General features: G+C 71.4%; 14 protein-coding genes and 1 riboswitch. Of the genes, 10 read left to right on the plus strand and 4 right to left on the minus strand.

Annotated elements, in window-relative coordinates; genetic code table 11:
• Positions 1–4 precede the first annotated feature (4 nt).
• Positions 5–1,036 (minus strand): glucosyl-3-phosphoglycerate synthase, encoded by a 1,032-nt coding sequence (locus BR98_RS19595; RefSeq protein WP_232247465.1) that lies wholly within the window; start codon positions 1,034–1,036, stop codon positions 5–7.
• A gap of 152 nt (positions 1,037–1,188) precedes the next feature.
• Positions 1,189–1,320, plus strand: a riboswitch (SAM riboswitch).
• A 17-nt stretch (positions 1,321–1,337) separates the two neighbouring features.
• Here BR98_RS19595 and thrC point away from each other — a divergent pair.
• The 6 genes from thrC (at position 1,338) to BR98_RS41435 (ending at position 6,425) form a co-directional block, all read left to right on the plus strand.
• Positions 1,338–2,618, plus strand: coding sequence for a threonine synthase (gene thrC / locus BR98_RS19600; RefSeq protein ID WP_035846430.1), 1,281 nt, complete (start codon positions 1,338–1,340; stop codon positions 2,616–2,618).
• A 49-nt stretch (positions 2,619–2,667) separates the two neighbouring features.
• Positions 2,668–2,946, plus strand: a complete 279-nt coding sequence (locus BR98_RS19605; protein WP_035846431.1) for a MoaD/ThiS family protein — start codon at positions 2,668–2,670, stop codon at positions 2,944–2,946.
• Positions 2,947–3,525: 579 nt separating this feature from the next.
• Positions 3,526–3,729 carry a cold-shock protein gene (locus tag BR98_RS19610; RefSeq protein WP_030057071.1) on the plus strand — a complete coding sequence of 68 codons (204 nt, stop codon included), beginning with the start codon at positions 3,526–3,528 and terminating at the stop codon, positions 3,727–3,729.
• A gap of 307 nt (positions 3,730–4,036) precedes the next feature.
• Positions 4,037–5,659 carry a chaperonin GroEL gene (gene groL / locus BR98_RS19615; protein ID WP_035846432.1) on the plus strand — a complete coding sequence of 541 codons (1,623 nt, stop codon included), beginning with the start codon at positions 4,037–4,039 and terminating at the stop codon, positions 5,657–5,659.
• A 134-nt stretch (positions 5,660–5,793) separates the two neighbouring features.
• Entirely contained in the window at positions 5,794–6,147 is a 354-nt protein-coding gene (locus BR98_RS41430; RefSeq protein WP_035846434.1) for a hypothetical protein, read from the plus strand.
• Entirely contained in the window at positions 6,144–6,425 is a 282-nt protein-coding gene (locus BR98_RS41435) for a DUF4031 domain-containing protein (RefSeq protein WP_063774807.1), read from the plus strand. Before BR98_RS41430 ends, BR98_RS41435 begins: the two co-directional genes overlap by 4 nt.
• On the opposite strand, the gene BR98_RS19630 is transcribed toward BR98_RS41435, so the two are convergent.
• Entirely contained in the window at positions 6,406–7,065 is a 660-nt protein-coding gene (locus tag BR98_RS19630; RefSeq protein WP_035846435.1) for an HD domain-containing protein, read from the minus strand. The two genes, BR98_RS41435 and BR98_RS19630, sit on opposite strands and share 20 nt — an antisense overlap.
• A 66-nt stretch (positions 7,066–7,131) precedes the next feature.
• On the opposite strand from BR98_RS19630, the gene BR98_RS19635 reads away from it, so the two are divergent.
• The 3 genes from BR98_RS19635 (at position 7,132) to BR98_RS19645 (ending at position 9,185) form a co-directional block, all read left to right on the plus strand.
• Positions 7,132–7,491, plus strand: a complete 360-nt coding sequence (locus tag BR98_RS19635; RefSeq protein WP_035846437.1) for a PadR family transcriptional regulator — start codon at positions 7,132–7,134, stop codon at positions 7,489–7,491.
• Positions 7,488–8,396 (plus strand): hypothetical protein, encoded by a 909-nt coding sequence (locus BR98_RS19640; RefSeq protein WP_035846439.1) that lies wholly within the window; start codon positions 7,488–7,490, stop codon positions 8,394–8,396. The genes BR98_RS19635 and BR98_RS19640 overlap by 4 nt, the downstream gene beginning before the upstream one ends.
• 102 nt (positions 8,397–8,498) lie before the next feature.
• Entirely contained in the window at positions 8,499–9,185 is a 687-nt protein-coding gene (locus tag BR98_RS19645) for a copper homeostasis protein CutC (RefSeq protein WP_035846442.1), read from the plus strand.
• Positions 9,186–9,253: 68 nt separating this feature from the next.
• Here the strand turns inward: BR98_RS19645 and BR98_RS19650 are convergent, their stop codons facing one another.
• On the minus strand, positions 9,254–11,332 hold the full coding sequence (locus BR98_RS19650) for a HelD family protein (protein WP_035846444.1): 2,079 nt from the start codon (positions 11,330–11,332) through the stop codon (positions 9,254–9,256).
• Positions 11,333–11,628: 296 nt separating this feature from the next.
• Here BR98_RS19650 and BR98_RS19655 point away from each other — a divergent pair, with 296 nt between their 5' ends.
• Positions 11,629–11,844, plus strand: a complete 216-nt coding sequence (locus tag BR98_RS19655; RefSeq protein WP_157537846.1) for a hypothetical protein — start codon at positions 11,629–11,631, stop codon at positions 11,842–11,844.
• Positions 11,845–11,903: 59 nt separating this feature from the next.
• On the opposite strand, the gene BR98_RS19660 is transcribed toward BR98_RS19655, so the two are convergent.
• Positions 11,904–13,541, minus strand: a complete 1,638-nt coding sequence (locus BR98_RS19660) for a DNA repair helicase XPB (RefSeq protein ID WP_035846448.1) — start codon at positions 13,539–13,541, stop codon at positions 11,904–11,906.
• Between the last annotated feature and the right edge of the window lie 38 nt (positions 13,542–13,579).

Raw genomic sequence — 13,579 nt, forward strand, 5'->3', positions numbered from 1 at the left:
GTGTTCAACCTTGCCGGGGTCGTCCGGTGGCAAACGTCGAGTACTCCGGGACCTCGATCATCGGAGGACGCTCCAAAGCCGTGATCGGGTGGCTGTGGGCGCTGAAGTCCCTGGTCCGAGGGTCGCGGGAGAACTGGGTGAGGACCGGACGGGCCAGGTCCTCGGCGGCCTTCAGGCGGTGGGTGCGGTCCAGGCGCTCCAGGGCGGTGCGGTAGATGGTGGCGGCCATCCGGCCCAGCGCCTGGCTGTCCTGGTGGCGGTGGTGGCGCACGCCGACGTCCACCTGGGCCAGCGCGTCCAGGCCGACCAGCTCCAGCGCGTCCACCAGCAGGCCGAGCTCCACCCCGTAGCCGGTCGGGAAGTGCAGCCGTTCCAGCAGGCCGCGGCGGGCCGCGTACTCGCCGCCGAGCGGCTGCACGAAGCCGGCCAGCCGAGGCCAGTGCAGGTTGAGCAGCGGGCGGGCGACCAGCTCGGTGACCCGGCCGCCGCCGGCCGGCACCACCGCCCCGTCGGTCTCCAGGGGCCGGTCGTACATGGCCTTGACCAGCTGGATCCCGGGGTCGGTGAGCAGCGGGCCGACGATGCCGGAGACGAAGGCCGGATCGAACTCGCGCAGGTCGGCGTCGATGAAGCAGACGATCTCGCCGCTGGTGACCAGCAGCGAGCGCCAGAGCACCTCGCCCTTGCCGGGCACCGGTTCGAGTCGGGGCAGGATCGCGTCCCGGTGCACCACCCGGGCGCCGGCCGCCGCGGCCACCTCGGCGGTGCGGTCCGCCGAGCCGGAGTCGACCACCACCAGCTCGTCCACCAGCGGCAGTCGCTCCATCAGTTCGCGCCGGATCACCTCCACGATCCCGCCCACCGTGGACTCCTCGTCCAGCGCGGGCAGCACCACGCTGACCGTGCCGGCCGGGCCGGCCGCCCGCTTGGCGGCGAGCAGCTCGGCGGTCGGCCGGTCGGCCGCGCTCCAGGACCGGCGGCGCAGCCAGTCCGCGGCCTCGGGAATCAGCGCGGGCCCGGGCTCCTCGGCAGGCAAAATCTCGCTCCTCGTGAATCTCGTCTCGCGTTGCGGACGGCCGGGGTCAGCTTCCCGGCCTTCGGTTACAGTCTTCGTACTGCGGTGAGACCTTCGCACGCCGGGGTCGGCTGCGCAGACAGCCCAGCAGATGCAGGACCACAACTTCACAGAGCTCATCCAGAGGGACTGAGGGAACGGCCCGTCGACGTCCCGGCAACCTTCTCGTCCGGCCATCGCAGGCCCCGGCGGGACAGGTGCCAATTCCGTCCTGTGGCGCGCCCGCGCCACGGGGAAGATGAGGAGAGAGGCCTCCGCCATCATGGCTACCGCTACCCCTGTCGAGTCGTCCACCGTCGACCTCGGCCCCGCCGCTTCGCTGTCCTGTCGCGAGTGCGGTACCAAGTTCCCGCTCGGTCCGAGCTTCGCCTGCCTCGAGTGCTTCGGTCCGCTGGAGATCGCCTACGACTACAGCGGCTACCAGGCCGAGGAGCTGCGCAAGCGGATCGAGGCCGGTCCGGCCTCGATCTGGCGCTACGCCCCGCTGCTGCCGGTGCCGGCCGACGTCGCCGGCAAGCCCAACCTGAACCCGGGCTGGACCCCGCTGGTCAAGGCCGACAACCTGGGCCGCGAGCTGGGCTTCACCGCCCAGCTGCACGTCAAGGACGACTCGGGCAACCCGACCCACTCCTTCAAGGACCGGGTGGTGGCCTGCGCGATCGAGGCGGCCCGTGCGTTCGACTTCACCACGCTGTCCTGCTCCTCCACCGGCAACCTGGCCGGTGCGGTCGGCGCGGCGGCGGCCCGGGCCGGGTTCAAGTCCTGCGTCTTCATCCCGCACGACCTGGAGCAGGGCAAGGTCGTGATGGCCGGTGTCTACGGCGGCGAGCTGGTCGGCATCGAGGGCAACTACGACGATGTGAACCGGTTCTGCTCCGAGCTGATCGGTGACCCGGTCGGCGAGGGCTGGGGCTTCGTCAACGTCAACCTGCGGCCGTACTACGGCGAGGGCTCCAAGACGCTGGCGTACGAGATCTGCGAGCAGCTCGGCTGGCGGCTGCCGGAGCAGATCGTGATCCCGATCGCCTCGGGCTCCCAGCTCACCAAGATCGACAAGGGCCTGCAGGAGCTGATCAAGCTCGGCCTGGTCGAGGACCGCCCGTACAAGATCTTCGGCGCCCAGGCGGCCGGCTGCTCGCCGGTCTCCGCCGCCTTCAAGGCCGGCCACGACGTGATCCGCCCGGTCAAGCCGGACACCATCGCCAAGTCGCTGGCGATCGGCAACCCGGCCGACGGCCCGTACGTGCTGGACATCGCCCGGCGCACCGGTGGTGCGGTGGAGGACGTCACCGACGCCGAGGTGGTGGCCGCGATCAAGCTGCTGGCCCGGACCGAGGGGATCTTCGCCGAGACCGCGGGCGGCGTGACCATCGGGGTGCTCAAGAAGTTGGTCGAGAGCGGGCAGCTCGACCCGGCCAAGGAGACCGTGGCGATCAACACCGGGGACGGTCTGAAGACCCTGGACGCGGTCGCCGACGCCGGTCTGACCGCGACCATTCGGCCCACCCTGGAGTCGTTCCGCGCCGCCGGCCTGGCGTCCTGACCGCTTTGCAAACTTTGCAAAGCCGAACTTTGCATTGAGGAGACACCCCATGAGCGCCACCGTCCGCATTCCGACCATCCTGCGCCCCTACACCGACGGCGCCGCCGAGGTGACCGCCGAGGGCGCCACGCTGGCCGAGATCGTCGCCGACCTGGAGAAGAACTACGCCGGGATCAGCGCGCGGATCCTGGACGACACCGGCAAGCTGCGCCGCTTCGTCAACGTCTACGTCAACGACGACGACGTGCGGTTCGCCGAGGGTCTGGCCACCGAGATCAAGGACGGCGCCGGGATCTCGATCATTCCGGCGGTGGCGGGGGGTTGCTGAGGCCTGCTCAGCGCGCTTGCGGGGCGCCGCACGGCCTTCGGGCCGGGTGGCGCCCCGTGCCGTGTCCGGGCCGGTTCTGCGGCCGGTTCCGGGGCCGTGTCCGAGGCGTGTCCGCGCCGTCGCCCGGGCGTGTCCGTGGTGCCCTCCGGCAGGGCATAGGCTGTCCCCGACTTGAGTGGCGCTCAGGGCCCGGGAAAGAGTCCGTCCGCTGAGACGCAACTGCCGATGTACCACCGGAATCATGTCGGCGACTCGTCAGAATTATCTGGACAATTCGCGGTTTTCGTCCGCTATGTCCCCGATGAATTGTCAGTTTCTGTCGCATTCATCCCCGCATATCCCTTAAGGGCCCGGTCGAATTCGGCAGGAGTGGCCCTGTTGCTCAGGGCTCCGATGCGGATACATTCAGCCGCGGTCGACGCACTCGCCTGCCCCGTTCGACGCCAACTGGCGTTCTGGGGTGGAGCGGTGCGGCATGCAGGGCCATGCCCAGGGGGGACACCTCGGGTTGGTCCGCCAGACCCGGGCCCGCGACCTGCGGGCACGTGAAGGGCCAGCACAGCACTAGGGGAGATCGGAATGGCTCAGGGCACCGTCAAGTGGTTCAACGCGGAGAAGGGCTACGGCTTCATCGCGGTCGACGGTGGTGCGGACGTGTTCGTCCACTACAGCGCGATCCAGATGGACGGCTACCGCACCCTTGAAGAGGGCCAGCGGGTCGAGTTCGAGATCTCCCAGGGGCAGAAGGGCCCGCAGGCGGACATGGTCCGCGCGGCGGGCTGACCTTTCCGAACCTCGGAGCCTCGGCTCTCACCGAGCTGGTGGACCAAGCGGCAGGCCCGCACCCGACTCCCCGTCAGGGGAGGGGGTGCGGGCCTGCCGCTGTGTGCGGCGGCTCTCGCCAGGAGCTTGCACTCGCCACCCCAGAGTGCTAATCATTGGCGTTAGCACTCGCAGTGTGAGAGTGACAAACGGACCGGCCGGTGAGGCCCCCGGGAGCGGTAGGGGACAGGACCCCCGCATACCAGGGCCGTCCGTCGCGGGCACCTCTGGTCCGAGCAGTCGACCGTGTCCTGGAGGACCACTTCCGATGGCCAAGATCATCGCGTTTGACGAGGAAGCTCGCCGCGGCCTTGAGCGCGGCATGAACCAGCTTGCCGACGCCGTCAAGGTGACGCTGGGCCCCAAGGGCCGCAACGTCGTCCTTGAGAAGAAGTGGGGCGCCCCCACGATCACCAACGACGGTGTCTCCATCGCCAAGGAGATCGAGCTCGAGGACCCCTACGAGAAGATCGGCGCGGAGCTCGTCAAGGAGGTCGCGAAGAAGACCGACGACGTCGCGGGTGACGGCACCACCACCGCCACCGTGCTGGCCCAGGCCCTGGTGCGCGAGGGTCTGCGCAACGTGGCCGCCGGCGCCAACCCGATGGCCCTGAAGCGCGGTATCGAGAAGGCCGTCGCGGCCGTCTCGGACCAGCTGCTGGCCCAGGCCCAGAACGTCGAGACCAAGTCGCAGATCGCCGCGACCGCCTCGATCTCCGCCGCTGACACCCAGATCGGCGAGCTCATCGCCGAGGCCATGGACAAGGTCGGCAAGGAAGGCGTCATCACCGTCGAGGAGAGCAACACCTTCGGTCTGGAGCTCGAGCTCACCGAGGGCATGCGCTTCGACAAGGGCTACATCTCGGCCTACTTCGCCACCGACCTGGAGCGGATGGAGGCGTCGTTCGACGACCCGTACATCCTGATCGCCAACTCCAAGATCGGCTCGGTCAAGGACCTGCTGCCGCTCCTCGAGAAGGTCATGCAGAGCGGCAAGCCGCTGCTGATCATCGCCGAGGACGTCGAGGGCGAGGCCCTGTCCACCCTGGTGGTCAACAAGATCCGCGGCACCTTCAAGTCCGTCGCCGTCAAGGCCCCGGGCTTCGGCGACCGCCGCAAGGCCATGCTGGGCGACATCGCCATCCTGACCGGCGGCACCGTGATCTCCGAGGAGGTCGGCCTCAAGCTCGAGAACGCGGGCCTCGACCTGCTGGGCACCGCCCGCAAGGTGGTCATCACCAAGGACGAGACCACCATCGTCGACGGTGGCGGCGACAGCGACCAGGTCGCCGGCCGGGTCAACCAGATCCGCGCGGAGATCGAGAACAGCGACTCGGACTACGACCGCGAGAAGCTCCAGGAGCGCCTCGCCAAGCTGGCCGGCGGCGTGGCCGTCATCAAGGCCGGCGCGGCGACCGAGGTCGAGCTCAAGGAGCGCAAGCACCGCATCGAGGACGCCGTGCGCAACGCCAAGGCGGCCGTCGAGGAGGGCATCGTCGCCGGTGGTGGCGTGGCGCTGCTGCAGGCCGGTGTCGCGTTCGACAAGCTCGAGCTCGAGGGCGACGAGGCCACCGGTGCCAACATCGTGAAGGTCGCGCTGGAGGCCCCGATCAAGCAGATCGCCACCAACGCCGGCCTCGAGGGTGGCGTCGTGGTGGAGAAGGTCCGCAACCTGCCCGCCGGCCACGGCCTGAACGCCGCGACCAACGAGTACGTCAACCTGATCGACGCGGGCATCATCGACCCCGCCAAGGTCACCCGTTCCGCGCTGCAGAACGCCGCCTCCATCGCGGCGCTCTTCCTCACCACCGAGGCCGTCATCGCCGACAAGCCGGAGAAGGCCGCCGCGGCCGCCGGCGGCGGCATGCCGGGCGGTGACATGGACTTCTGATCCTTCCTCAAGGATCGGGTGTTCTGACAGGGCGGTCTCCTTCGGGAGGCCGCCCTTTCGCATGCGGGACCGCCTTGCACGCCGGACCGCCTTTCCCGTGCGGGGCCGCCTTTCGCGTGCGGGACAATGGACGGATGGCCGACATCGAAACCGCCCTGCACGGCGCCCGGGCGCTGATCCTCGCCGACCTCGCCGCCCGGGACGTGGCGGATGCCGCCGTGGTCTCGCTGGTCGAGGACGCCGTGACGCACCGGCGCTGGTGGCTGGAGCAGTGGCCGGACGGGGCGGAGTACGTGCTGGGGCTGGTGGCGCAGGACGTCCAGGACGCGCTGCTGGAGGGGTACGGGCGGTGGCCGCTCTGCGAGGCCTGCGCGGCGGCGGACGGCGATCTGCACGCGTTGAGCGTGGAGCCGGAGCTCGGGCCCGACCCGCACTGGGTGTGCGGCAAGGAGGGCGTCCCGGTGGCGCCCGTCGGATCGCTCTCGTGATCCTGATCGACCCCCCGGTCTGGCCCGGGCACGGGCGGCTCTGGTCGCACCTGGTGAGCGACGAGTCGTACCAGGAGCTGCACGCCTTCGCCGAACGGCTGGGCGTGCCGCCGCGTGGCTTCGAGCGGGACCACTACGACCTGCCGGAGAGCCGCTACCGGGACGCGCTGGCGGCCGGCGCCGTGCCGGTCGGCAGCAAGGAGCTGGTGGCGAGGCTGACGGCGGCCGGCCTGCGCCGGCGGAAGGCCCGGACCGTCGCTACGACTCCAGCGAGCTGAGCTCGGCGGCCAGGTTGGCCCGGGCCCGCTCGGTGTAGCGCTCGACGGCGGTGGGGGTGCGGTAGAGGCCGGGCAGCGCGAGGAGTTGGCGCAGGATCGCCGCGCGGCCGGTGCGGAACGCCTGCTCGGGCACGAAGGAGTACTCCGCGCGGACGGCGGCCGCGTACGCCGCGTACTGCTCGGCGGCCCCGCCGAGGACCGCGAGATCGGCGTCGCAGAGCACCTCGCCGTCCCGGTCGCCGGGCTCCGGGTGGTGGCTGACGGTCAGCCGGACCAGCCGCGCCACCTCCTCGATCCGCGGCTCGGCCACGCCCGCCTCGCGCAGCGCGCGGATCGCCAGCTGGGCGCTGCGCTCCTCGTTCTCGCTGCGGTCCGGCTTGTAGACGGCGTCATGGAACCAGGCGGCCAGCCGGACGGTGTCCGGGTCGGCGGCGTGCTCGGCGAGCAGGTCGATCTGGTCCAGCATCGCCAGCAGGTGGTCGGTGGTGTGGTACCGGCGCTGCGGCTCGGCCCAGCGCCGGAGCAGCTCGCGGCCGTACGGCACCGGGTCGGCGGTGGTGCCGCAGCGCTGCAGCAGCGCGGTCCAGCGGTCCAGCAGGGCATCGGTCGCGGGGTGGGCCTCGGTTGCCATGACCGTCATTCTGCTCCTGAAACCCAGTCAGTCGATCACTGGACCTATATGCCGATGAACGGTATATGTAGATGCATGACAGGACGGGCCATACAGGAGCCGACGCTGCTCCTGCTCACCGCGCTGGCCGATGCCCCCAGGCACGGCTATGCGCTGATTCAGGAGATCGACGCGATCTCCGCGGGCCGGGTGAAGATGCGCACCGGTACGCTGTACGCCGCACTGGACCGGCTGCTCGACCAGGGGCTGATCCGGGTCGAGCGGGACGAGGTGGTGGACGGCCGGGCCCGGCGCACCTATGCGCTGACCGACCCGGGCCGCACGGTGCTCGCCGAGGAGGTCGAGCGGCTGCGCGCCGTGGCCGCCGAGGCGCACCGCCGGCTCACCGTTGTCCGGCCGGCCGGCCGGTCGATCGCCAGGGGGGCGTTGGCATGACGGATGATCGGACGCTGCGGCTGGTGCTGCGGCTCTTCTCGAAGCGGTACCGGGCCGAGCGCGGTCCGGAGATCGCGGCGGTCTACGCCGACGCCACCGCCGGGGCGGGCCGGTTCGTCCGGCTGCGCGAGCTGTACGGGGTCGCCGCGCACGGGGCGCGGCAGCGGCTGCGGCTGACGGCGAGCCAGCCGCTCGGGCAACTGCTCGGGGCGGCCGCGCCGCTGGTGGCGGGGATGGGGGCCGGGGTCGCGCTGGTCTGGGGGCTGCTCTTCCTGGACCTCGGCCGGGTCGGGCTGAGCGGCCTGCTCTGGCTCGCGCCGTACGGGCTGGCGCTGCCGGCCCTGCCGGCGGTGCTGCTGGGCCGCGCCACCGTGGCCCGGCTGTGCGCGGTGCTGGCCGGGATCGGGACGCTGGCCTCGATCGGTGCGCTGGTGGCCCAGGGCCCGGGGGTGATCGTGGTCCGGGACGCCGCTTCGCTGCTGCAGGCGGTGGCCGAGTACGGCGCGCCGCTGGTCTGGGCGGTGCTGCTGCTGGCCGCTCCGCGCGAGCTGGTGCGGCGCCCGGAGCGCTACTGGCCGATCCTGCTGGCCGTCGGGGCGGGTCCGCTGGTGATCGCCGGCCTGGTCGCGGTGCTGTTCGGTCACCAGGTGCCCTTCCACCTGCTCGGGCTGCTGGTCGTGCTGTTCGCGAACGCCCTGCTGGTCCTGACGGTGCGGTTGGGCGGGCTGTCGCCGGCCGCGCTGGCGGTGGGCTGGCTGCCGCTGCTGCTGCCGTTCACCGAGCTGACGCTGAGCGCCCGGGCCGGGGCGGCTCGGGTGGTGGGGCCGGTGCTGCTGCTGGCGCTGCTCGTGGGGATCGCGGGGCGCCTGTTCGGGCGCTCCCGTGCGGTGGCCGTAGGCCGCTGACCTCGCGACAGGCGGGCCCGCTCACCCCCCCGGGGTGGGCGGGCCCGCCTTTTGCCTGCGGGGGGCTCGCGGTGAGCCGGGGTGGTGTGGCAGGGTAGCCACATGTCTAGACCAATCTTCGAAGTCATCGCGCTGACCGCGCAGGATGCCAGAGCCGCGCAGTCCGGTGGTGCCGACCGCCTCGAACTGGTCACGGACATGGGCGCCGACGGACTGACCCCCGCCCTCGCCGAGTTCGCCGCTATCCGGGCCGCGGTGGAGCTCCCGCTGCGGGTGATGCTGCGGATCCGCGACGGCTTCACCCCCGGCGACCTGGACCAGCTGTGCACCCGGGCGCAGGCCCTGCGGGCCGAGGGCGCCGAGGAGTTCGTCCTCGGCTTCCTGGCTGCCGACGGTGCGGTGGACCTGCCGGCCGTGCGGGTGGTGGCCGAGGCGGTGGCCGGGTGCCGCTGGACCTTCCACCGGGCGGTCGACCACAGCGCGGACCGCGCGGCGCTGCGCGCGGCGGTGGGCGAACTGCCGGGTCTGGACACCTTCCTCACCGCGGGCGCGGCCACGGGGGTGGACGCGGGGCGCGCGGTGCTCGCCGGTGAGCTGGCGAAGGCCGGGGAGCCGGGGTACCGCCAGCAGATCCTGATCGGCGGCGGCCTGCACGAGGAGCACCTGCCGGAGCTGCGGGCCGAGGGCTTCGACGCCTTCCACGTGGGCGGCGCGGTCCGGGCCGCGGGCTGGACCACTCCGGTGGACGCCGCGAAGGTGGCCCACTGGCGGGCGCTGATCGGGGAGTGATGATCGGGGAGCGATGAGCGGGGGCCCGATCGACCAGGGCACCCGATCGACCAGGGCCCTGCGAACGGCTATCCCAACTGCACGGGCAGCGGCTGCTCGTGGAGCACGGTGAGGCCGGAGACGGCACGGGTGAGCGCCACATAGAGCCGGCGCAGGCCGGTCCGCTCGTCCGGCTCGCCCGCGACCACGGCGGCGGGCTCGTCCAGCACCACGTAGTCGTACTCCAGGCCCTTGGCCAGCGAGGCCGGGACCAGCGTGAGCCGGGCCTCCGCGGTGGTCTCGGTGCCGGGGGTGAGGAAGGCCAGCCCCGCCTCGGCGAGCGCGGCCTCGAAGAGCGGGATCCGGGCGTCGGCGGCGATCAGGCCGGTCGACCCCTCCTGCTGCAGCGCCGTCCGGCAGGCCTCGACCACCGATTCGACCAGCCCGTCAGGCGTGTGACGGATCGTCAGAGTGTCCTGCCCGGTACGGATCGAGGTGGCCGGCGCCAGCCCCGGTGCGATCGCGGGCAGCAGGCGCGAGGCGTAGGCGATCACCTCCTCGGGCACCCGGAACCCCGTGGTCAGCTCCTCGACGTGGGCGCCCTGCTTGCCCAGGTGGCGCAGCGCCTCCGGCCAACTCGCCGTCGCCCAGGGCGTGGTGCCCTGGGCCAGGTCGCCGAGCACGGTGGCCGAGCCGGTGGTGCAGCGCCGGCCCACCGCGCGGTACTGCATGGGCGACAGGTCCTGCGCCTCGTCCAGCACCACATGGCCGAGCGAGGGGGTGCGCTGCACCAGATCGGTCGCCTCGTCGACCAGGACGGCGTCGGCCGCCGTCCACGGCGCGGTCTTCACCGAACGCCCCGGCTTGGCCCAGAGGATCTCGGCCTGCTCCTCGGCGGTCAGGATCCCCTCCGCGCTGGCCGCCAGGAACTCGGCGTCGCTGAGTAGCCGGAGCACCAGCTTGGCCGGGTCGACCGGCGGCCAGCAGGCCTTGACCATGGCCTTGACCTCGCGCGAGCGGGCCACCGCGTCCTGCACCCGGTCGTCCGGGGCCTCGCCGCCCTGCTCCATCTTCAGCAGCACGGCATGCGAGATCCGCTGCGGCAGGGCTTCCATGGCCGCCCCGTAGCGGATCTCCCGGCTCGCCAACTCCTCGATGATCTCGACCAGTTCGTAGACCGGCACGCGCCAGCGCCGGGAGCCGCGGACCACCACGCAGGGCTCGGTGGGCAGCGTGATGCCGGCTCGTACGGCCCGGCGCAGCACCTCGGCCAGCCGCGCGTCGCCCTTGATCCTGGCAGCCGGCGCGGAGTCGGTGCCGCGCACCTCGACATGCGCCACCAGCTCCTGCACGGTGGCCTGGGCGACATCCAACTCGCCCAGGGCCGGTAGGACTTGCTCGATGTAGGAGAGGAAGGAGCTGTTCGGCCCGATCACCAGGGTGCCGGACTTGGCGAGCCGGTCGCGGTGCGCGTACAGCAGGTACGCCACCCGGTGCAGGCCGACCGCCGTCTTCCCGGTGCCGGGCGCGCCCTGCACGCAGACGGTGCCGCCGACGTCGGCGCGGACGATCTCGTCCTGCTCGGGCTGGATGGTGGCCACGATGTCGCGCATCGGGCCGACGCGCGGCTTCTCGATCTCGGCCGCGAGCAGCGCGGAGGCGGTCTCCAGCTCGGCCGGGTCGCTCAGGTTCTCGTCCTCATAGGCCGTCAACTCGCCACCGGTGTAGCCGAACCGGCGCCGCTTGCCGATGTCCATCGGGTCCTTGCGGCTGGCCCGGTAGAAGGACTGCGAGACCGGCGCCCGCCAGTCGATCACCATCGGGTCGCCGTCGGCGTCGTGCACATGGCGCCGGCCGATGTAGAAGCGCTCTCCGCCGGCGCCCTCGGAGGCGTCGGTCGAGATGGCGTGCAGGAAGTCCAGCCGGCCGAAGAAGAGCGGGGTGTGCAGCAGGTCGGCCAGTGCGGCGATCCGTCGCTGGATCTGGTTGTGCAGGACCTGCTGGGTGACCCAGGAGCCGGCGACGTCGGAGATGTCCAGGGACTCGGCGTCCTGGCGCATCGCGCGCAGGGCGGCCCTGGAGGCGGCGAGATGGTCGCGCTCGCGCTGCAGCGGGTCGTCCGAGGCGCCTGGGGTGGGAGTGGCGGCATGGGTGGCGGGGGAATGCACAGCGAACCTTCCCGGCCGCGCCGTCCGGGGCGCGGCGGACTCGTCGTAGCTCACAGTGGGAACCTGACCGGTTGCCGAGCGGTCAGGGCCTCCCACGACTGCCACGAGGGGCGGCGGAGGTCGCTGTGGGAGGGGGCAGACCGGACAGCTTAGACCTGTCGTTCGTCCGCGCGCCAACGGATATTCGCCGGATAAAGGCCTCAGGGTCCCGTACTCCTCGGGGACGACTTCGGTCCCGAGCTTTCGGACCTTCGGACTGATGCCGTTCCGACCGTGCGAAAACTACGGTGGAACACATGAGCACCGTACACATGACGGCGCCCCCGGCAGCGGCCAAGACCCCCCGGGCGCGCACCACCACCGAGTCCCTGACCCCTACTCCCGCCGGCGCCACCCTCGCCGACCACCCCCGCCGGCGCAAGCCGCTGGCCACCGCCGTGCGCAACCTCGGCATCGCCCTCGACACCGCCGCGCGGGTGGTCTTCCTCGGGCGCGACGGCGTCAAGTACTGACAGCGACCTGCTGCTTACAGCACGTCTGCTTACCGTACGTCTGGTTACAGCACGTCTGCTTACAGCACGTCGTCCGCGTCGATGATCCGGTACGCGTACCCCTGCTCGGCCAGGAACCGCTGCCGGTGGGCGGCGAAGTCCTGGTCCACGGTGTCCCGGGCCACCACCGAGTAGAAGTGGGCCGAGTGTCCGTCGGCCTTGGGCCGCAGCACCCGTCCGAGCCGCTGGGCCTCCTCCTGGCGGGAGCCGAAGGTCCCGGAGACCTGGATGGCGACCGTCGCCTCCGGCAGGTCGATCGAGAAGTTCGCCACCTTGGAGACCACCAGCACGCTGATCTCCTTGGAACGGAAGGCCTCGAAGAGCTTCTCGCGCTGGGCGTTGCTGGTCTCGCCCTTGATCACCGGGGCGTTCAGCACCTCGCCCAGCTCGTCCAGCTGGTCGATGTACTGCCCGATGATCAGCGTCTGGTCCTTCTCGTGCTTCTTGACCAGCGCCTCCACCACCCGCCGCTTGGTCGCGGTGGTGGAGCAGTACCGGTAGCGCTCCTCCGGCTCGGCGGTGGCGTACGTCAGCCGCTCGGAGTCGGTGAGCGTGACCCGGACCTCGCAGCAGTCGGCCGGCGCGATGTAGCCCTGCGCCTCGATCTCCTTCCACGGCGCGTCGAACCGCTTGGGCCCGATCAGGCTGAAGACGTCCCCTTCCCTGCCGTCCTCACGGACCAGGGTCGCGGTCAGCCCGAGCCTGCGGCGGGCCTGCAGGTCGGCGGTGAACTTGAAGACCGGTGCGGGCAGCAGGTGCACCTCGTCGTAGACCACCAGGCCCCAGTTGCGGGCGTCGAACAGCTCCAGGTGGGCGTAGGTGCCCTTCCGCTTGGTCGTCATCACCTGGTAGGTGGCGATGGTGACCGGGCGGATCTCCTTCTTCGTCCCGCTGTACTCGCCGATCTCGTCCTCGGTGAGGGAGGTCCGCTTGACCAGCTCGTGCTTCCACTGCCGGGCCGAGACGGTGTTGGTGACCAGGATCAGCGTGGTCGACTTGGCCTCGGCCATCGCCGCCGCGCCCACCAGCGTCTTGCCCGCGCCACAGGGCAGCACGACCACGCCGCTGCCGCCGTGCCAGAACCCCTCCACCGCCTGCTGCTGGTACGGGCGCAGCTGCCACCCGTTCTGCTCCAGCTGAATCGGGTGCGCCTCACCGTCCACGTACCCCGCGTGGTCCTCGGCCGGCCAGCCGAGCTTGAGCAGCACCTGCTTGACCTGCCCGCGCTCCGACGGGTGCACGACCACCGTGTCCGGATCCACCCGGGCACCGACCAGCGGAGCGATCTTCTTGGACTTCAGCACCTCCTCGAGCACCGGCCGGTCGGTGGTGGTCATCACCAGACCGTGCACCGGGTGCTTGAGCAGCTGCAGACGGCCGTAGCGGGCCATCGTGTCGGCGACATCCACCAGCAGCGCGTGCGGCACCGGGTACCGCGAGTACTTCACCAGCGCGTCGACCACCTGCTCGGCATCGTGCCCAGCGGCACGGGCGTTCCAGAGGCCGAGCGGGGTCACGCGGTAGGTGTGCACATGCTCGGGCGCGCGCTCGAGCTCGGCGAAGGGCGCGATGGCCCGCCGGCAGTCGGCGGCGCTGGGGTGGTCGATTTCGAGCAGCAGGGTCTTGTCGCTTTGGACGATCAGTGGCCCGTCGTTCACGTTGAGCAGTCCTCCGTCGGATCAGGCGCAGACTCTCC

Origin of the sequence: Kitasatospora azatica KCTC 9699, assembly GCF_000744785.1 — a bacterium.
In the GTDB taxonomy this organism is placed as follows: domain Bacteria; phylum Actinomycetota; class Actinomycetes; order Streptomycetales; family Streptomycetaceae; genus Kitasatospora; species Kitasatospora azatica.